The sequence below is a fragment of the Ruegeria sp. CDSA141 genome (genome assembly GCF_059612005.1).
The window spans coordinates 61,653-81,601 of the sequence record NZ_JBXWPT010000002.1; the positions used below are offsets into that span (position 1 = coordinate 61,653).

The 19,949-nt window shown below is 54.4% G+C and carries 17 protein-coding genes; 8 read left to right on the forward strand and 9 right to left on the reverse strand.

Translation table 11 applies throughout. From position 1 onward, the window contains the following. The first annotated feature begins 217 nt into the window (after positions 1-217). Complete coding sequence (locus tag AC2FLP_RS04255; protein WP_496710049.1) at positions 218-1,669, forward strand: peroxidase family protein; 1,452 nt, start codon at positions 218-220, stop codon at positions 1,667-1,669. 24 nt (positions 1,670-1,693) lie between these two features. After that, positions 1,694-2,218 (forward strand): hypothetical protein, encoded by a 525-nt coding sequence (locus AC2FLP_RS04260; RefSeq protein ID WP_117869296.1) that lies wholly within the window; start codon positions 1,694-1,696, stop codon positions 2,216-2,218. Between the two features lie 7 nt (positions 2,219-2,225). Here the strand turns inward: AC2FLP_RS04260 and AC2FLP_RS04265 are convergent, their stop codons facing one another. Next, complete coding sequence (locus AC2FLP_RS04265; RefSeq protein ID WP_299896205.1) at positions 2,226-4,748, reverse strand: adenylate/guanylate cyclase domain-containing protein; 2,523 nt, start codon at positions 4,746-4,748, stop codon at positions 2,226-2,228. Between the two features lie 205 nt (positions 4,749-4,953). Here AC2FLP_RS04265 and AC2FLP_RS04270 point away from each other — a divergent pair, with 205 nt between their 5' ends. Further along, entirely contained in the window at positions 4,954-5,988 is a 1,035-nt protein-coding gene (locus tag AC2FLP_RS04270; RefSeq protein ID WP_162896781.1) for a YcaO-like family protein, read from the forward strand. 885 nt (positions 5,989-6,873) lie between these two features. Here the strand turns inward: AC2FLP_RS04270 and AC2FLP_RS04275 are convergent. From AC2FLP_RS04275 to AC2FLP_RS04295, 5 genes are all read right to left on the reverse strand, one after another. After that, positions 6,874-7,272, reverse strand: a complete 399-nt coding sequence (locus AC2FLP_RS04275; protein WP_496681740.1) for a hypothetical protein — start codon at positions 7,270-7,272, stop codon at positions 6,874-6,876. 1,302 nt (positions 7,273-8,574) lie between these two features. Beyond that, complete coding sequence (locus tag AC2FLP_RS04280; RefSeq protein WP_496710050.1) at positions 8,575-9,195, reverse strand: hypothetical protein; 621 nt, start codon at positions 9,193-9,195, stop codon at positions 8,575-8,577. 111 nt (positions 9,196-9,306) lie between these two features. Continuing rightward, positions 9,307-9,852 (reverse strand): primase-helicase family protein, encoded by a 546-nt coding sequence (locus AC2FLP_RS04285; protein WP_496681745.1) that lies wholly within the window; start codon positions 9,850-9,852, stop codon positions 9,307-9,309. Continuing rightward, positions 9,849-11,132, reverse strand: coding sequence for a toprim domain-containing protein (locus AC2FLP_RS04290; protein ID WP_496681747.1), 1,284 nt, complete (start codon positions 11,130-11,132; stop codon positions 9,849-9,851). Before AC2FLP_RS04290 ends, AC2FLP_RS04285 begins: the two co-directional genes overlap by 4 nt. A gap of 326 nt (positions 11,133-11,458) precedes the next feature. Beyond that, positions 11,459-11,719 carry a helix-turn-helix domain-containing protein gene (locus AC2FLP_RS04295; RefSeq protein WP_496681750.1) on the reverse strand — a complete coding sequence of 87 codons (261 nt, stop codon included), beginning with the start codon at positions 11,717-11,719 and terminating at the stop codon, positions 11,459-11,461. 270 nt (positions 11,720-11,989) lie between these two features. Between AC2FLP_RS04295 and AC2FLP_RS04300 the strand changes: the two genes are divergently transcribed. The 5 genes from AC2FLP_RS04300 (at position 11,990) to AC2FLP_RS04320 (ending at position 16,620) form a co-directional block, all read left to right on the forward strand. Then, a complete protein-coding gene (locus AC2FLP_RS04300; RefSeq protein WP_496681752.1) occupies positions 11,990-12,988 on the forward strand; it encodes a tyrosine-type recombinase/integrase in 999 nt (332 codons plus the stop codon). 157 nt (positions 12,989-13,145) lie between these two features. After that, complete coding sequence (gene rpoH, locus AC2FLP_RS04305) at positions 13,146-14,042, forward strand: RNA polymerase sigma factor RpoH (protein WP_299643484.1); 897 nt, start codon at positions 13,146-13,148, stop codon at positions 14,040-14,042. 243 nt (positions 14,043-14,285) lie between these two features. Beyond that, positions 14,286-15,260: a Gfo/Idh/MocA family protein gene (locus AC2FLP_RS04310; RefSeq protein ID WP_496681754.1), complete on the forward strand. Its 975-nt coding sequence runs from the start codon at positions 14,286-14,288 to the stop codon at positions 15,258-15,260. A gap of 58 nt (positions 15,261-15,318) precedes the next feature. Beyond that, positions 15,319-15,588: a DksA/TraR family C4-type zinc finger protein gene (locus tag AC2FLP_RS04315; protein ID WP_170346639.1), complete on the forward strand. Its 270-nt coding sequence runs from the start codon at positions 15,319-15,321 to the stop codon at positions 15,586-15,588. A 165-nt stretch (positions 15,589-15,753) separates the two neighbouring features. Next, complete coding sequence (locus tag AC2FLP_RS04320; RefSeq protein WP_496681757.1) at positions 15,754-16,620, forward strand: alpha/beta fold hydrolase; 867 nt, start codon at positions 15,754-15,756, stop codon at positions 16,618-16,620. A gap of 120 nt (positions 16,621-16,740) precedes the next feature. On the opposite strand, the gene AC2FLP_RS04325 is transcribed toward AC2FLP_RS04320, so the two are convergent. From AC2FLP_RS04325 to AC2FLP_RS04335, 3 genes are all read right to left on the reverse strand, one after another. Then, the gene (locus AC2FLP_RS04325) at positions 16,741-18,561 is read right to left on the reverse strand and encodes a M3 family oligoendopeptidase (RefSeq protein ID WP_496681760.1); all 1,821 of its coding nucleotides are present in this window, start codon (positions 18,559-18,561) and stop codon (positions 16,741-16,743) included. A gap of 85 nt (positions 18,562-18,646) precedes the next feature. Further along, on the reverse strand, positions 18,647-19,621 hold the full coding sequence (locus AC2FLP_RS04330; protein WP_117869288.1) for an alpha/beta fold hydrolase: 975 nt from the start codon (positions 19,619-19,621) through the stop codon (positions 18,647-18,649). After that, positions 19,621-19,911: an SCP2 sterol-binding domain-containing protein gene (locus tag AC2FLP_RS04335; RefSeq protein WP_117869287.1), complete on the reverse strand. Its 291-nt coding sequence runs from the start codon at positions 19,909-19,911 to the stop codon at positions 19,621-19,623. Before AC2FLP_RS04335 ends, AC2FLP_RS04330 begins: the two co-directional genes overlap by 1 nt. Positions 19,912-19,949: the final 38 nt, after the last annotated feature.

Genomic DNA, 19,949 nt, shown 5'->3' on the forward strand with positions numbered 1-19,949 from the left:
TATCCGCGACTCGCATGAGGGTGCCGACAAAGACGGTCCTGAGATCTTTAGCTACAGTGGGCCGGATGGGCGGCTCACCTTTCGACTTGAGCGGAACAGCTACGACTCTCCCGATGAGGATAAGCGACGGACTTTTGCTTTGCCAGCCATCGATCCTGCTGACGCACCAGGCTTTCAGAAATTGTTAGCAACGGCAACCGGTCGGGGTGCTGAAACGATGTCGGTGGACCGGGGCAATGCCGCCTCCAGCGACTGGGACGCCATCCAATTATACGACCGCCTCATCTCTCCGGAGGAGGTCAATATTCACACACATGACGATGACTTTCTGGAGTCGCTGGGCGAAGCAATCGCAGGGTTTGTTCCGGAGGAACCTCCACTAGGCTATGGGCCTCATATTCCCGCCGCCTACACATATTTTGGCCAGTTCGTCGCGCATGACATGTCGCATATGCAATGGTTGCCGGGCATCGGGCCAAATGGCGAAGACGGCTGGATCAATGGTGAACAACCGCACGGTCTTGATTTCTCGTCCCTATTCGGGACTGCGCCTAATCCCGACACACCGACTAGTCAATGGCAGGAAAAAGCCGGCAGCGCATTGGGACTTGTCTACAATGGGGCACCCGGTATTACGGATGCACGCGATCTTCCGCGTGCCGGCTCCACAGGTCGGCATTGCTGTGTAGACCCGCGGACGGATGACAATCTGGCACTTGCGCAAATGCAGGTACTTCTTGTGCGTTTCCACCAGGCGCTATCGGCCGAACTGGTACTCGACACCACGGCAGGCCAACGCGAGACACGCCGGCATTTGCAGGCCGTAACGCTGACTGATTACCTGCCCAGGATCGTTGATAGCGACATCTACGAAGATATCCTGCAAAATGGTCCCACACTCGTAAATACGTCCGGCGCATTTTTCGTGCCCATCGAATTCGCGGCTGCCTGTTTCCGATTTGGACACACGATGGTGAGGGACGTCTATTCCAATTGGATTATCCAATACCCGCCAGGATCCAACATTTCCGTGGCACCGGCGGAGGTCGAGAATTTTCTTTTCTATACATCTGCCGGTGGTGGGTTAAACCAAAACCAGCTTACAGGGAACTGGGCGCAGGCCTGGCGCCACATGGTTGATCACCAAAATCCGGACTTGCCACCGGCGATTCTGGCAAGGCCGATCCAGGCCAGCATCGAACGGGACCTTCATAGACTTGATCACGCACTTCTTGCGGATCTCCAGAACCCTGCCAAAACCGGAAAGTTCAACTTGGCAACCAAAACGCTTCGGCGAGGCGCGTCGCTTAGTCTGCCCAGCGGCCAGCAACTCGAAACCGTAGCAGGCATCAGCACACCCTTTGATATTGGCGCGTTTCTCGATTCAAAACCCGAAAGATACGGACATCTGAACCATGTCACCGAACTCCGGACCCATACGCCACTCTGGTTTTTCATATTAGCCGAAGCCGAGGCGGCGGGCAGCGGAAAGCTGGGAAAGCTTGGCAGCCGCATTGTGACGGAAACCATCCGCGCCGCCATCACCGCAGTGCCCGACAGCATCCTGAGCGCAGAGCCTTTCCAGCGTGGATTGCGTACGGATCATGGATTGCAAAACACATTTACCCTGCGCGACGTCGTAGCCGTCGCCTATGGGGGCGTCGATTGAAACTACACATCAAGGGAGACTGAAATGACAAACATTATCGTCGAAAAGAACGAGGCGCCGCTGGCCGAGCTGCCAAACACTCCGGACGTGAACAATCGCAAACGCCGTCTGGGGATGGCAAAAGCTGGCGAAGAAATAAACGACTGGATGATGAGCAACCAAGAACCGCTGGCAGAAGAATTCTTCGATGACTTATTCGATGAATTGGACGGGGGTGGTGCAAACGGATACCGCTTGAAAGTCGAAGCTGACGACGCGGGCGGAAACCCAAGCAACTGGCGGATTCGCTCACGTAAACGGGGATATAGATTCAGGACTGACGTCGCGCGGTACAAACTGGCTGTTGACTGTGTAAATGAAGAATCCACCTGGGTGGGCAGACAGGTGAATATGACCATCGGCGTTCCCGAGCAGCGCGGCAATCTGCTGGCTGGGGGATATCTCGGGCGGCTATTCGACGACATTAAGGGCCTGATCGAAGATGAAGGCCGCGATGACTTGGCCAAGCAGTACTTGCTGGCGGCGATTTTCCTTAACCGATGCCAGTAGCACCGATCTAGGCGACGATGGCTGCCTCGATCGCGTCTCTCAGACGTTGACGGTCTTCTTCGCGTCGGATGGGATAGGCCTCTGTGAACCAGCGTGCGACATCGCGTGTAAGAAGCGGTTGCGGTCCGGCCCAGTTGCTCTCTACGTTTTCGCAAAGCCGGTCGAAGGCTCGCTGCGCGGCAGGCATCTCGTTTTGGCAGGAATGAATGACGCAGATCCAGCCTTGGTCATCCATTATACTACCAAGACCCTTTTCCGCTGCATCAAGCGCGGCGTCATAGCGTTCAAGCATGAACAATGTCGACGCGTTGTATGCCCAGATCCAATCCGGCAAGTTGGTGCTGATTTCATACAGGAGGTTAAGCGTCCTGTCAGCCTTGTCGTCGTCGCCAAACCAAGCAAAGCCCATGGCACAACTGGCCAGCGTTGTAGGGCAGTTCGGGTTCAGACTAACGGCCAGATCCAAATGCATCGAGGCCCGTGCAAAGGCACCGTTCATGGCCGCTGTCCATGCCACCGTTCGCTGGATACGTGCATCCATCGGATCTAGTTCAACGGCTCTGGCGGCGTAGCGATCAGCAAGTGCTGCGTCTTTGGTACTGCGCTGACGGCCAGGCCAGATTACATGCCGTATGTTTTCAATGGATGCGCGCCGGAACAAGGCAGGAGCGTTATCGGGGTCTTCCTCCAGTATCGAGTCGAAAATAGCCAGAGCCTCTTCCGCACCAGCAGGTGTCCAGCGCATAAGTGCCCGGTCGCCACGCAACCACTTATCGTAGCTTGTCGCGAAACGTCCGGCATCGCGATAGGTCTCTGCAAACCTGTCAGACGACACGTAGAGCTCAATCGCGACGACTATTTCCCGAATTATGATATTCATTGCCGCAAACTGATCTCCGGCCGAAAGCACAAAACGTTTTGCCCAGAGTACACGCGCTGTATCGTGGGTTTGTAAGTTGATCTGAATGACCGGCGGGTCTGCGACTTGAAGCACAGCCATTTCGACCGAGTAGTCTATCTGGCTATCACGGTCTCCATTTCCCGCTGGTGTTTTCGCTGCATCTATCACGGCCCAGTCACGGAAGCGCATAAGGTTTCCGATCAGTTCAGAACGAAAAGCCTGAGCTGCAGCAAGTCGGGTGGCGTCTGTGCCGGTGATCGGAGCCACTGACAAGCGCAACAACCGCCGGAGCGGTACGTACGTTGGTGACTGCACTGCAACTCGCTTACGTTCTGACTTGACCTGATCAATACGATCCTGGACATCCTTGTTGGGCGCCATGTCGAAATTTTCGGCAAGATAGAGCTTTAGACGTTCGAATTCGGCGAAGGCTTCCGGTGTATCACCTTGCGCTAAGCGCGCGTTAATTCGAGCCAGCGCGGCCATTTCATTTCCCGGCTCCAATAGTAAAATAGCCGTTGCCGCATCTTCAAAAAAGGCGTCATTTGTACCTACCGACGACAACAAACGTTCCAAAGCCAGCAATACGCTGCGCTTCCAGCTCCGCCGTGTTACACTCAGCCAAGACCTGAAAACGGGGCCGATCGCTTCGTACCCCGCCATGATTTTTTCGGGCCAACGGGCATCTTCGATGAACCGGTCAGGTACACTACCTTGCCGCAACATCCGCATATATTCGTCAAGATCGGTCCGTACTGAGAACTCATCTAAAGCCAAGTGGGTTTCGCTGCGTATGAGCGCAGGCATTCCGGCACATGACCTATCCATGAAATCCACCGCGAAAGCGTCAAGTTTTTGTAACGCAACGCCTTCTTCGTCTTCGAAAAAAGCGAGTGTCGCGAGTCGATCGAACGTTTCGGCCCCGCCTGGACACAGCGCCAGATATCCTACAATGGCACGGGAGCACAATCCGACCGCGTCCGGCGAAGCTCCGTACCGGTCGTCAAATGCAACACCATCCAAAAGATGCAGGTTCGGACGATGCGCATCCTCTTTGGGTGCAGTTGTCGTCAAGGGGTCAATGACCTGATAGAGCCGGTACTTACGGTCAAGGTTTCTCAATCCGTGGGTGCCGATACTCTCAAATGAAAGGTCCGGGTGATCCCCAGCCATTCGCATTACATTTTCGGAGATGACGCAGGTGCCCGGCGTTGCCTTGCTCTGCAAACGCGCAGCAATATTGACTGTGTTACCATAAACATCCCCTCGTTTCTGGACGACCTCGCCGCAGTGCAATCCAACCCGAAACTGATAGGGTCGCGCTACGTCAAGCTGGTTTCTAACAAGGACACGTTGGAACTCGACACCGCAGTTGATCGCGTCATCTGCTTTTTTGAACGTAAGAAGAGCGCCGTCACCCATTGTTTTGACCAGCGTGCCGGAATGCCGGCGTGACAGAACCCGCAAAGTGTCGAAGCAACTCGTAACAAATTCAAGGGTGGTGCTCTCGTCTCGTTCGATCCAATTGCTGTAGGAAACCATGTCGGTGAACAAGACCACGCATTCCGCCGACGCACCGGGCATCGTTTTGGGGATTTTTTCATTTTGGTACTTGCGTTGGGTTTCCAAGCTTCCGTCCAGAAAGGTTTATGAATAAAGTATGATGATGAGTTTAACCAAAGTGGCTCCGTATTTCGACATTCATGTCATGTCTTCTGACGGATGGCCTGTTCATTGTAATCTCACAGTACCAAATAAAATGGCAATTGAGGCATTTGCAAACTTTCCTAAGGCCGCGCTCCCCGAAGCAGGCCGGGCAGCTTCTGGCCGTGGCATGACTCGCGCACAGGCCGAAGCCAGCGGTTTGGGCGAGGCGATCGAGATCGCGAGCCTTTGCCGATGGGGGGATGAACTCACACTAGAGACAGACCGGGAAGATTGTCCTGAGCCGTCTTGGGATGCGCAGACATTAATGGGGTTTTCCAATGCGCAGCGAAGAGACCGGCGCGCGTGGAACGATCGCTTGCGAGGCATTGATTGGATTCCGGACCCAAAACCAGTAGGACCGGCAGAATGGGTCGAGGCGCGTTCCATCGACGGTGGATCTGTGTGGGTGCCAAGTCAGGCAGTATTCATGAGCCATGATTTAACTGTTGGTTCAGTCGCTGACTGCGTAGCTGACACCAACGGGTGTGCCGCAGGATCGACTGACCGAGCCGCGCAAACTCATGCGCTGCTGGAACTGATTGAAAGGGACGCTGCCGGGCGTTGGTGGTACGGCGCACGTGCGCGACGCCTGATAGGCCCCGACATGCTTGATGAAGCGACCACCCACACTTGCACAGTTCTCCAAAACGACGGTTTTGCGGTTAAGCTGATAGACATCACAACAGACCTTGGTGCACCTGTCGTAGTTGCTGCGGGGGCTCACGCAGGTGGCAAACCAATAGCCTTGGGGTTCGGCGCTGCTGTCACACTTGTAGATGCTGCGCAAAAGGCCGCATGCGAAATGGCTCAGATGCTGTTGGTCTTCCAAGACCCGCAGGGCGATTCTCACAGAAGACCGCACCTCAATGCTTGGATGGAAGAGGCCTCTCTTGAAACGGCTCCGCTGGGCGCTGCAAGGTTTGCTGACGGTGCCGAGTATTCTACATCAGGTTCGTTTTTGTCGCGGATTCGCGCCGCTGGGGTGAGGTTGGCTTTCCTAGAGCAGACCCGCCCTGAATTTGGCGTTCCGGTATGGCGCGCAATTTCGCCCGACCTCTGCCATTGGAAGCCTCGTTTTGGCCGTCAAAGGCTGCTGGGCTTGGATCCGCACGACATCGGCGACTGCCTGCAAACGCCTAATCCGGTTTTGTTGCCGCTTTGAATTTAAAGCCCCTCGTTTTCACGTCCCGCAGGACCCTGGCTAAATTCGGGCGACGAAAAAGTATCCAATTCAACACGCCGCACCAATCGCGATACTACGCTATGGCTAGGGGGCTGCGTTCGCGATCAACAAAACAGACAGGGTGACTTAAGTGTGTGTTTCCTGGCGATTGTGGTTTGAAGATTGGTTGCGGGGACTGGTTTTGGCCATTGCGGAACGTTCACACAGCTAATTCCCCAACGCGACCTCACGTCCAAACTCATTTCTAAAATTTACCTAAACTGGTTTTGACAAATAAATGCCTCTCCAATTGGGCATATCGGTCAAGTTGATTTTCCTTTCTCGATCAGGGCGCTTTTCGCTCATCCGGGTCACGCTTCACTTCTCAGTCTGGTTGATGCCACGTGGGGCAGCCCCGTTGCGCGTTCACCACACGATGTGTGCGCGGCTGTTGCTTCCACAGTGCGTCCAGTGGGTTTGGCGCAAAGCAAAAAGGCCTCGCATGAAGCGATTCTAGGTGAGTGATATCTGAATGGAAAGATTGGTTGCGGGAGCAAAATGCTAACGATGTTTGCAGTCTCTGCTCTTTGGTTCCGCATACGTGAAATTCAGATACTTGTTCAGGCTCTTCCGAGTTGCGTGACATGTATTGAGGCTGTGCACTTAAGCTCTATCAACCGCTTCGCGCTGGCAAACGGACATCCGACAGAATTAGTCAGATGACCGCGTTGAGCCCAGAGGGGTCATGCGCAACCGAAAGCTGGATTTGGCGGCCAACAGCGCGCGCGTAGTTGATGGACGTTGGGGACGGAATGGTCGCTTTCAACGAATTTAACGCCCGCATCTTTTATTTTTTCTTCTTCGGCTTTTGAACTCGGAACGGCATTAGGCCAGCAGATCCTTATCATCATCCACTGCGTCCATCTTCCGATGAAACTCTGCGTCCCGTTTCGTTGATTTCGCACTTTCGATGCCGCGCGTTGCGATACCCATCCGACGCATCATCGAACCTTGTTGCTGTTGCAGCTTAATCAGGGCTGAAAGGGCAGGGTTGGCGACTTTCTGACCTTGGGAACCGATCCCAGTGGTTCCTTCCAGTGTGACTTCTTCTTGTGCCTCCATAATCGCATCTTCTAACAGGCAGATTTGACACAGAACGCGCAGGTCAGGCTTCGACCATTTGTCGTAGGGTCGTGCTTTCAGATATTCGTAATAAGTGAAATAGGTGCCTTCTTTGAACCGTTTTGCGTAATCGGCTGGTGGTTCTGGGGGCTTCGCATTCATTGATTTGTGCAAAGTTGTGGGTTTATGTTTCGCTGGCATTTTTTGCTCTCCAATTTCCGATGTTTTTAAAATTTATATAGGGAATTGACGCTAATCCGTTACAGAAAAAAAATTGCCCCAAACAACCAATTAATAAATTAATTCACTACCTATTTATTTTAGTTTTTGACAGTAATTTCGTGGGGCCAAGCGAAGGAGGGACATTGGGGGGTTCGCCGGGACAGTTGGGGTCTGGGTTTCGCATTGCCCCCGCCCCAAAGCGACCGACCCAATAGAATATGAACTGGACTGCAGAAAGATTATTCTGCAGTGGATAGATTGTATGTAATTATGTTTCGTTGGGATTGTTCGCGACGTTAGCGATGATGGGGTTGCCGATCTGTCGTCTTTGAACAGCGGTGCGGGGAGCAGGAGTGCGGGGGTGGTCTCGCGTATGCGTGCGTGCGTGCGCTACGCCTATTCGATCAATGGACCGGACGGATCGTTTCTCTGGCGACCAGATGGGCATTGTCGGTCCTGCCCTCCGTCGCTGCGGTGGGTTCTCTGCTTCGCTTAATATCCGCGTGTAGGAGAGGCGGTATGGGTTCGGTCAGTGGGTCGGTCTGGGGATAGCCTGTGGCCCTAATTCTCGCGGCGTTCCTCTGGCGGTTCTTCGGTGTTCGGTGCGGGGCGTCCGGGCCGCGCGGCCCGGAGGGTCTGCGGACTGTCTCTCGCGTCCGTACCGGGCAAAATTGTCCTATGCGTACCGGGCGGGACGGATACACTGCCCCCCTGAAAATCTGTTTACTGGATAAGCCCAAAACGCTTAGGGTTCGGTACTTTGTCCTGACGCGACCGGAAACCCGTTGGCCTTCCACGATAGGCTGGCGGGTTTTCTTTTCGCTTTACTCGACAACGCCTGATCGTCTAAACTAACGGGGAAGCGGCCAGAGGGTCGCTTTTGTCGTCTTAGGGTAGAGTAAAATCCCGCTGTCCCTCAAAAGTCCCGCAGTTTTTAAAAGTCGGGATAACAAAAAAGAAAACTGAAAACAGTAGGTTACGACCCAAAAATCCCGAAATCCCGTAAAATCCATGAAAAGTCTCGCGCGCGCGCGCGAGGGAACCACCCTTTTCCTCTGCCTTCTATACTACCTTTCTCTATTCACTATATTTAAGGGATATTAGGATAAATGGGGTATAAGGCACTGAAAGTAGGTCATAAAACACAAATCCCGAAAATCGAAAACCAAGGGATTTTCATGGGACAAAGGGATTTGGGTGAAATAACACACTGAAGCCTATGCGTTTTTCACCCGTCAACCGTCAGCCGTCAGATTGCCGTTTTTGGCGTTCCTTACCCAAATCACGGAGTTCGGGCGCATCTTTCCCAAACTCATCACTTCTGAACACGTTCTTTTCGCCGCTCCAGAATATCTGTCCTTCGACCAAAATCCCTTCACGCTTCGCAATTTTCTTGATCGTTTTCCAGTCGCGACCCGGTTTGTATCGCTTTCGGGACACACTGATCGTTTTCAAAGCTGACCCTAATTTTCGGTCAATGATCTCTTTCGCGGCTTCATTGATGAGGTAGACATATCGGCCACGGCCATCAATCCATTTGTAGTTATTCCGCATTGGGGCAGGCTTCGACTTATCATTGTCGCTATTTCTGGCCTCGCAGAACCACCATCCTTCCGTACCAACTTTCTCATATCGTTTGTTTAAGGGTTGGTCTGGTTGCCCCGCCTTACCCAAAACATCATCCAGAATGATCGTCGGAACGACGACAGGGCGCGGCGTCCCATCATTGTATTCGCTAAGTTCATCAAGCAACTTGTCCAGGTGTTTTTGGGCGATTGACTTGCTGCCTCTAAGGATGCCCATACGCGAAAATGTCATCGGCGCATTAGCACCATTCGGTATGTATCGCGGCTCATACCCCAAAACTCTTAGCTCCTGATCTTCATCAATCTCCCATCGGCGGTCGATAGGGGATTCATTGGCTGCCCCTTCATAGTTCAGCGCCCACCAGTAGATTTCGCTCAGTCCATCTTCCTAGAGCCAGTTTCGGAATTCGGTCGATTTATCCCAGCTCATCCGCGTCGGACTGCCTTCAGCCGCTGCCCACCGTCGATCACCTTGTTCCATATAGAGCGGCGGAACTTGGGATGTGATCAGGATTTTGGTGTAGTCTGGTACCGGGTAGATGCCTTTGCCTTTCTTCTCGATGCGGGCAACTGGACCCGTCACCCATCGTTTCATCTTATTGTAGATGTCTCCGGTGGTGATTTGGTTCGTTCCCCGGATTTCATCGGCATACTGCAAAATCTTGCCTTCGCGCCAATCCGTGAACCTTCCGTTAATGTCTTCTTCAGTCGGGCTGTAGCAATAGTTCTCCCCAATGAGCGGAAACAAGACCTGCTCCGCAAGCATTGATTTCCCGGTCCCTTGCTCTTCACCGAACAGGATGAACCCAAAATACTTGCGTTCTGGTTTCGCAATCGTCGTGGCGATCCAGCGGCGATAGAGTGCGCGTTCCAGCGGATCAGGTAGCAGTTCATCAAAGTACCGATCAAACAGCTTGCGCCCCGCCTTAGTCATCTTTTTTGGGTAACTTTCGGTTCGCGCCAGAGGTTGAAATTCTGACCACCGTTTTCGGCCACGGTGGGTCCCTGTCCGGGTCGGAATGTAACATCTTTGAAAACGATCTGGGGTTGGGCTTCCGTCACCAACTTAGCAAAACCACTTACTGCGCCGCCGTGGATATTCCCGGCATATCGCCGCCCCAGCTTTTCCCACGCAGTCTCGTCAAACGGATCATCAAATCTGTAGAAGGTTTCGCGCCTTGCCACGTAAGCCAGACCTTTGGGATACCCATCGACCAGCCCCCAATATGGTATGCCCTTTTCGGTTCGGTATTCTTCGGTCATACGGGATATGTCGATCAAATTGTCAGCCATCCCCTGCCAACCGTCACCCAGCCCCTCAAAGCCATCCCCAACGTCCCATCCAGCCGGAAATCCAGCGGGATAGTTAGGCAGACGATAAACATCCATCCCCCGCAGGTAATACTCGGCAATCTGATAAGCCGCATCCATTCCGGCCTGATCATTGTCCGGCACGATGATGACCTTCTTAATGCCAAGGCGGAACAATTGGGGGAACATTGATTGTCGGGCGCGGTTTGCCCCGCCGATCCATCCGAGGTGCGGAAAGCTGGAGAACAGCGGATACCAAGGGTGTTTTTTGAGTTGGTTGCGTTCCTTTATGGTTCGGGGGTCAGCAAACATTCGACCGAACGCCGCTGCCTTTATGCCTTCGTGGAGGATAACGGTGGTATGGCCGCCGCCTTTCAGTTGCTCCATCCCCCAAAAAGGGAACCAATCCGGGTCGTTCTTTCGCCATTTGTAATCGTCGTGGTAAGACCAGCGTAGGAAGTTCTTTCCTGTTTCTGTTGGGTAGCGTTGTTCGATCATCACCAATTCTTCATTGGCGTTATAAATCGGAACAGCCCGGTTCGGCTCATCCCAATCAATCAACTGCCAACCGCCAACCGAAGTTTGCACGTTTTTGATTTCGTCTGGCAGATCGACTGGTTTTGACTTCCCGGTGTATGGGATAACTTTTGGGAGAATGGTCGTTCTCAGATCATCAAGTATGCGATCTTTCTCACCATCTTCGAACAGTGTATCCGACCCCCAAATATGGGCTTCAGGGCCTTCCTTGAACGCCACACTGGATTCATCTTTCGGATACCCATCAACACCATATGTGACCTTAGCCGCGCGCCGCATCCCGGTCCATTGGAGACCATTGCGCTTTACGAAATTTGCGATTGATGGGACTTGTTCTAGCTCAGTGACTTTTCCGATATCAGCCATCGTTCATTTCTCCGCAGATTGGGAGAGGCGAACAATTCTTCCGTTTTGTCGTGCTCGGATAACACGCGGCTCGCATTCTCAGTTACAATTAAGAACGCCGAACCCAGTTTGTCGTTTGTTTTTAGATACAAAGACATCGTCTAGGGCTTCCCTTTTTATTTTCGCCCCAGTAGAATTAGACTTGCTTCTGGGGTCGTTCCCTTTCGGTGGGGTTCGGATTTCAACATGGGGTCGGATGTACAGCATCCGGCCCTTTCGCTTCGATAGGATAACCCGAAACAACCCCCCGCAGTAAACCCGCTACAGAGTGAAACTTTAAGTTTCGTCTATTCCGGCAATTCCGGGTCAATTAGGCGGTTGAACGCTGCGAGTTGCGACCGATGGATCATCCACCTTGTTCCATCCTTGCTGGCTCGGATCAGGCCAGTCTTGAGATACTTTTCCCGCACAGTAGGGGTCGCCAATCCGACCAAAGCCGCAAACTCCGCAAGGCTCCACCATTCCTTTGCGCGGACCTGATTTAAGTCCATTTCTTTGGGCGGTTGAGCGCCCACTACATTGTTGTCTTCTCTGTCTATTCCGCTCATTCCCTCAATGCGATTTGTTGCACTAAAACAATGGCTTAGGCTTCCGTCAGGCCGTATCTACCGTTATATTCTAATATTAGAGATCACGGAAGGGACACAAAATTGGCTTACGTTCAGAAGGTTAAGAACCGTTACAGAATGTTCTGGAGATCACCGGACCCCAAAACCGGAAAGTTAAAGTTGCGGTCGCGCAATTATAAGGGCGATGGGGGGAAGGCTGGGGCAGTTCGGGAGGCGCGGTTGTTGGAAGCAGCCGACACCCGCCGACCCTTGGCGCAGGAAGGCAATGGCACCATTCGGGAATTCTTAGCAGTTTGGGAGGCATCGGCCACCGCCAATGTCGCGGAAAGCACCGGGAAGGTGAAGCAATACCATATTCGGAAACTGGCGGCGTGGGTGGGGGATGCGCAGTTGAAAAAGCTGTCGCCCTTAACGATGCTGAATATCCAGCGACAGGCGCGCGCCAGCAAATTATCGAACGCATCAATCGCAAAGGTTTTGGGTACATTTAAGCGCGCAATAAGGGATGCTATCGCTTGGCAACTCTTACACCCGGAAGCAATCACCGTGTTCGATGCGGTCGAGGCGGTGCGGACCCCAAAGAAGGTTCCAGAATTGCGGTCGATAGATGAGACGCGCGAACTGGCCGACGCACTGAGAAAGACGCACCCGGATTTCGCAGATATGTTGATGGTGGCGGCACTCACTGGCCTCCGCTTTGGGGAGGTTGCGGCGCTATCGCCTGAGCAAGTCGATTTGGTATCAAGCCGCCTGCTTGTGGATAGGACGGTGACGCAGGGGAACAATGGTCCCGAAGTGAAGATGAGCCCAAAGACGGATGCGGGACGCCGTAGGGTGCCGCTGAACGCGGAGGCGGTCGAAATCCTGGCCCAAAGGCTGGATACCCTTCACAACTCGCCATTGTTGTTCTCCGACATGAAGGGCAACCCGTATAACGCAGGGCTGGCAACCTACTACATCCGGCCAACCGCCAGCCGCCTAAATCTCCCCCACAACTTCCACGCTTCACGCCATTTCTATGCGTCGATGTTGATTGAGCGGGGGGTATCAATCCCGGTCGTGTCGAAACTTTTGGGTCATTCGTCGCCAGCAATCACCCTTTCGCTTTACGCTTGGTGCGTTGTCGATCCTACCGAACACGACATTGTGTTGGATGCGCTGGACAACCCGCCCAAAAAGGATGAGGGTAGCGCGGAGGTAGCGAAACTGCCGGAATTGCCGAAAACCGCCGAACGCCACCCGTCATAAAAATCAATAAAATATGAAGTTCACGTTTGTTCTCTTTTTGTTATCCTTTCTTAACGTAAGATTAATTCCAGACTGTTAGCAGCACCTCTTGAATGGGAAGGGTTTCTTACCCATATCCTATGTTAAAGACTTAAACATTTGTCGGAGGGACATCATAATGGCAAACTACGCAAATCTCCCCGCACCGACGCCCGAGGGCGGCCTGAATCGCTATATGCAGGAAATCCGCAAGTTTCCCCTGCTGGAGCCGGAAGAAGAATACATGTTGGCCAAGCGCTGGGTCGAAGAGCAGGACACTGAAGCCGCACACAAGATGGTGACATCTCACCTGCGTTTGGCAGCCAAGATTGCCATGGGCTATCGCGGCTATGGACTGCCGCAGGCCGAAGTGATTTCCGAGGCCAATGTGGGCCTGATGCAGGCGGTCAAAAAATTCGACCCCGAGAAAGGCTTCCGTCTGGCGACTTATGCCATGTGGTGGATTCGCGCCTCGATTCAGGAGTATGTCCTAAGGTCTTGGTCGATGGTCAAGTTGGGCACGACTTCGGCTCAGAAAAAGCTGTTTTTCAACCTGCGTAAGGCCAAGGCCCGCATCGGAGCGCTGGAAGAGGGTGATTTGCGCCCCGAAAACGTCAAGAAAATCGCGGAGGATCTGGGCGTCACTGAAGACGAAGTCATCAGCATGAACCGCCGAATGTCCGGTGGCGATGCGTCCCTGAACGCCACGGTCGGGTCCGAAGGCGAAGGCACCATGCAATGGCAGGACTGGCTTGAGGACGAAGATGCCGATCAGGCCGGTGATTACGAAGCACGCGATGAGCTGGAAGCGCGTCGGGAACTGCTGGCAGCGGCTTTGGATGTGCTGAATGATCGGGAAAAGGATATCCTGACCCAGCGCCGTTTGATGGATCAGCCTGTCACGCTCGAGGAATTGAGCACACAGTATAACGTGAGTCGCGAGCGAATTCGCCAGATCGAAGTACGCGCGTTCGAGAAGCTGCAAAAGAAAATGCGGGATCTGGCGCGGGAAAAAGGCATGCTGGGCGTCAGCTGACAGATAGGCCCTTGGGCCGACCCTGTCGCGTTTACGCGAAGACAGAAAACGCTCTCTGAAGATCAGGGGGCGTTTTTTTGCAATTATTGGCAGCCACTGACGCTGAGGCGCGAAAAAGTGGCTGAAGGCCGGAAGCTGTGCTACGAGAAAGAACAGTTTTCTTCTTTGATATTGTGGCAGGTCGAGCCTTCGGGGACCCTTTGGAAGCGCACAATCTGAAACGAGACGAGTACGGAGGGCGCAATGCAAAAACCGGTTCAATTTGGTGTATTGGGTGCTGCGAAATTTGCCCGTGAATACATGGCCCCAGCGATACATGCTGCCAACGGGGCGCGTTTAGCCGCGCTGGCAACGTCCGATGCCGCAAAGGCCGAACCGTTTAAGTCTTTTTGCCCGGATTTACACGTGTATGACAGCTATGATGCGCTGTTGGCAGACACCGGAATTGACGCAGTCTACATCCCGTTGCCCAACCATATGCATGCGGAATGGAGCTTGAAGGCCTTGGAAGCTGGCAAGCACGTTCTGTGCGAAAAGCCAATGACCATGAAGGCGGATGAATTCGACGCGTTGATCCAAAAGCGGGATGAAAGCGGCCTGCTGGCCGCCGAGGCATACATGATCGTCCATCACCCTCAATGGCAGCTTGCAAGGAAACTGATCGCTGATGGTGCCATCGGCAATTTGGTACATGTGACCGGTGCATTCAGTTTCGACAATCGCTCTGACACTCGGAACATTCGAAACCGTGCGGAAACGGGCGGCGGAGGTTTGCGTGACATCGGGGTCTACGTGATCGGTGGAGCACGCTTTGCAACCGGGCAAGAGCCTGTGTCGGTGCAATCCGCGATCCGTTGGCAGGATGATATCGACATCTTTACCGAAATTCGCGCGCAGTTCCCTGGATTTACCTATTCCAGCTATGTGTCCATACGGATGCATCCCCATCAGGAGATGGTGTTTCACGGCGAAAGCGGTTTGATCCGTCTGACGACCCCGTTCAATGCACGTGTGTTCGGAGAGGCTCGGGTCGAGCTACACCGGCCGGGGCTTGAAGTTCAGGTTAACCGCTTCCCCGGAGCAGACCATTACAAGTTGCAGGTCGAGGCCTTCTGCCGATCAATCCGGGACGGGGCGGAATACCCCTGTTCTTTGGAATTTTCCCGCGGGACGCAAGAGGTGATTGATCGTGTATTCGAAGGCGCGGTTTCGCTGTAACTTGCGTTGCGGCCAACGGCTCAGCTATTCTGCATGTCACAATTTCAGGAGATGACCGATGGCCGGAGGTTGGGCACGCGACGGCGCTGTAAGCGAACAGATCGAAGCGTCGATCTCAGATGAACTGGCGCGGATGCAGGCGCAAAAGCGGCCCCAAGGCGAAAGCCTGACCCATTGTGCCGAATGCGAAGAACCTATCCCGGAAAAGCGTCGTGTCGCGTTGCCGGGAGTAAAGCTGTGTCTGGATTGCCAGCAGGAACGGGACGGCGCGTTCAAGGCACGTGGCGGCGTCAATCGGCGTGGATCGAAAGACAGTCAGTTGAAGTGATCTTGGGTATGGCCGCTATGAGCCCAAATCGACATCTGCGTTTCATTGTGCGGTTTAATAGTTATGGTTCAGAAATAATGAGTATGGCTCGTATCTATAAATCAAATCTATGCCAGCAGCCTGATGAACACACGACTCGAAGCTATTTCGCTGTAGGAGAGCAACTTGACCCAACACATGACGCTCAGAGATGGTAGAACGCTCGCCTTCAGCGCTTACGGCGATCCAAATGGAACACCGGTGATTTTTAGCCATGGGTTTTCCGACTCTCACGTCATTCGTCACCCCGACGACAGTCTGACCGCTTCGCTTGGCGTACGGTGGATTGCAGCCGACGAACCCGGTGTCGGCGGGTCGAGCCCGAAGAAAGATCGGAGAATGGTCGATTGGGGCGCTGATATGGAGGCTCTGGCTGACCATCTTGACCTCGATACCTTCAATGTCGCGGGCCATTCCGGAGGCGGCCCTCACGCATTGGCAGTGGCATTCCACATGCCCGAACGTGTGCGCAAGGTCGCGCTCGCTACTCCTGTGGCTCCGTTTGATGAGCCCGGCGTTACCAAAATGCTGGTATTGAAGGACCTGAAGACCATCGCGAAACTGCGCCACCTGACCTTCCTGATCCGCTGGGCAGAGCGTGCTGGCGCCAAAAGTGCATTGAAAGACATCCCTTCATATGTGGAGTCCGTCGTTGACCAGATGCCCAACGAGGCCAAAACAATACTCCGTACTCCCGAGCAACAAGCCCTGTTCGAAGAAAACTTTCGCCTTGGGTACCAACAACACGAGGAGGGTGTTTTCGAAATGACGATGGCCCTTTGGGATTGGGGCTTCTCGCCAAGTGATATCGCGCAACCCGTGGAACTCTTTTATGGTACTGCGGACGACATTATTTCACCGGAAATGCCACGACACCTATGCTCTGAGCTTCCCAATTGCACAGCGCATGAGTGGCCGGGTGCAGCACACTATGGGTTTGTGGACCGCGCGCGGTGGACCGAATTTGTCGGCGCGGTCGCTAGTCTGTCTTAGCAAGCTAAAGGCAGCTTTGTTCGCGTAGTGGACATTCAAGAGCCCCTTGGGCGCGACATTGCCGGACATGGCAAGTTTTTTTCCGCAAGGCAGATGTCGCCACCCTCTGTTAAGGGCGTCTCAGCCCTCCATCGCCTCCAACTCATCAATGAAGCCCGAGATCATCGACAGGCCCTTGTCCCAGAATTTCGGGTCGCTGGCATCCAGCCCGAACGGGGCCAACAGTTCCTTGTGGTGCTTTGATCCACCTGCGCGCAGCATTTCGAAATACTTGTCCTCGAACCCGTCCGCGCCGCTTTCATAGACCGAGTACAGCGCGTTCACCAACCCGTCGCCGAAGGCATAGGCATAGACGTAGAAGGGCGAGTGAACAAAGTGCGGGATATAGGCCCAGAAGGTCTCGTACCCGTCCATGAATTCAAACGCGGGGCCAAGGCTTTCGGCCTGAACGCTCATCCACAGGGCGTTGATGTCGTCCGGGGTCAGTTCCCCCTCGCTCCGGGCGGCGTGCAACTTGCATTCAAAGTCATAGAAGGCGATCTGGCGGACCACCGTGTTGATCATGTCCTCGACCTTGCCGGCCAGCAGCACCTTGCGCTGTTCGGGCGTTTCGGCCTGGTCCAGCATCTTGCGGAAGGTCAGCATCTCGCCGAAGACGCTGGCGGTTTCGGCCAGGGTCAGAGGCGTCGAAGACAGCATCTCGCCCTGATCGGCGGCCAGCACCTGATGCACGCCGTGGCCCAGCTCGTGGGCCAGGGTCATCACGTCGCGCGGTTTGCCCAGGTAGTTCAGCATCACATAGGGGTGCACATCGGTCACGGTGGGATGCGCGAAGGCGCCCGGGGCTTTGCCGGGTTTCACCGCAGCGTCGATCCAGCCTTTCGAGAAGAATGGGGCCGCGATGTCGCCCATGCGGGGATCAAAGGCGTTATAGGCATCCATTACCGTCTTTTCGGCTTCGTCCCAATTTACAATGCGCGTATCTTCCATGGGCAGCGGTGCATTGCGGTCCCAGACCTGCATGACGTCCAGACCCAGCCATTTGCGCTTCAGCTCATAATAACGATGGCTCAGTTTGGGGTAGGCGGCCACAACCGCCTCGCGCAGGGCCTCGACCACTTCGGGTTCGACATCATTCGACAAGTGACGCCCTGTTTGCGCGGTTGGCATACTGCGCCAGCGATCGACAATTTCTTTTTCTTTGGTCTGCGTGTTGTGAACACGTGCAAATGTTTTGATGTTCTCCTGAAAGACCGAGGCTAATTCGCGCGCCGCAGCCTCACGTTTGGAACGGTCCTGTTCGGTCAGCAGGTTCAGGGTGCCTTCGATGTTCAGTTCATTACCGTCCACATTGAACGTCAGACCGGCAATGGTTTCATCAAACAGGCGTTCCCACGCGTCGCCGACAACGCCCAGATCGTGCAGGAATTTCTCAAGCTCATCAGACAGCTGATAGGGCTTCATCGCGCGGATGCGGCGGAACACGGGCTCGTATCGGGCAAGATCCGGGTTGGCAGCAAAATGTGCCTTGAGCACATCATCTTCAATCCGGTTGACCTCGAGCGTGAAAAACACCAGAGGCGTTGTGAAAATCGTGACTTTTTCCTGCATGTCCGACAGGAACTTGGCCCGCCCTGCGTCGGTGGTCAGTTGATAATAGCGCAAACCGGCAAAGGACATGATCCGGCCTGCGATGGCGTTGATCTTTTCATTGCGCTGAACGCAGGTCAAAAGGGCCGCGGCGTTCAGTTCTGCCAGCTTGCCTTCATAGTCAGCAGCGAAAGCCGCACATTCGCCTTCCAGCCAGTCCAGGTCGCGCGCCAGTTCGGGCGCCTCTTCGGATGCGTAGAGATCCGTCAGATCCCATTCGGGCAGATTGCCCAGATTGTCGGCACCGCCCATTGCGTTTGCGTCACGGACGGGAAAGGGAAGGTCGCGCATGGATCACCTTTTGTAGACTGCTTTTGCAAACATCTAGGGTTGGCGCGCCCGGATCACAAGCGGCCAATCCCGAAGGTGAAAAGGTTTACGAGGAAACCAGCTTGGCCGCTCCATTTGATTGGTTGGCCAGGAAATGCTTGGCAAGCTGGTCCAGAACCGGTCCTCGAACGTCGGGTGCTTCCATCAGTACCTCGTGTTCTCCGTCCGGGATTTCGATCAATGTGCCGTTCGGCCAATTGGCCATACGTGCCCTTATGGCCTTGCGATCGACGATTTGCTCGTGGCTGCCCAGAAAAGTCAGACAGGGTGTCTTTGGGGCAGGCTGCTCCATCAACCATTCACATTCGTCCAGCGACTCGCGCAGCCAACGGTTGGAAGGGGCACCAAGTGCAAGTTCGGGATGCGCATTCAGCTGATCTTGCATCATCCGGTACATGTCCGGGTCGCGGGTCAGCATGTTCCCGTCGAAAGGTTGAGACAGGACATAGCTTTCAAGCGTTGTGGTCGGGGGAGTGCGTTCGCCAAGGCCAAGCGCCGTGCCCCAATATGCGGTAACGCGGCTCAGGGGTTTCATCACCGGAGTGAAGAAAATTCCCCACATCGGGCCCGTGAACGCGCAAGCGGCAAAGTAACCTTTTTCGATGACGGCACGCAACCCGATGGCGCCGCCCATCGAATGCCCCACGACGTACCACGGTTTCGGTAAATCCAGAGCGTCAGCAAGGTCCAGGGTTGCCTGAACATCGTGCTGGTAATCGGTGAAATGATCGACATGGCCGATGCGTGGGTTTTCCAGCAGCCGATCCGCAAGACCCTGACCGCGCCAGTCTACGGCCAGCACCGCGAACCCTCGATTCACGAATTCTCCGGCGGTATTGCCATACTTTTCTATGTATTCCGTGCGTCCGGGAAACACCATGACGGTGCCATGGGCGCGACCAACCGGACGCCAGTGACCAACGCGAATGCGTTTTTGGTCAGACGTCGTCAACCAGTGGGCCTTTCCACCGGCAGGTCCGCCGGCCACGTCTTCAAAAAAGGGGGCCGGCGACAACTCCATCAGGCCAGCACCGAGGCAAGCTTCATGGCAACACCCATGTCGCCATCAATGCTCAGCTTGCCGGACATGAACGCGCCGGTAGGGTTCAATTCACCGCTGAGGATCTGTTCGAATGTGTCGGCGTCAGCGCTCATGGTAACGTCAGCGTCGTCATCACTGACCCGCGCGCCATTCTCGTCCAAAACAATTGCGCCCAGATCGGCGATATCAAACTTGGCCGAGGCATCGAACGCGCTGCCTTCCAGTTTTTCGTTCAGCGCGGCAGCTGCCTTTTCAAGAATCTCGCTCATGCTTTTCCTCATATTGTTAGTGCGCCGTGAATGGACAT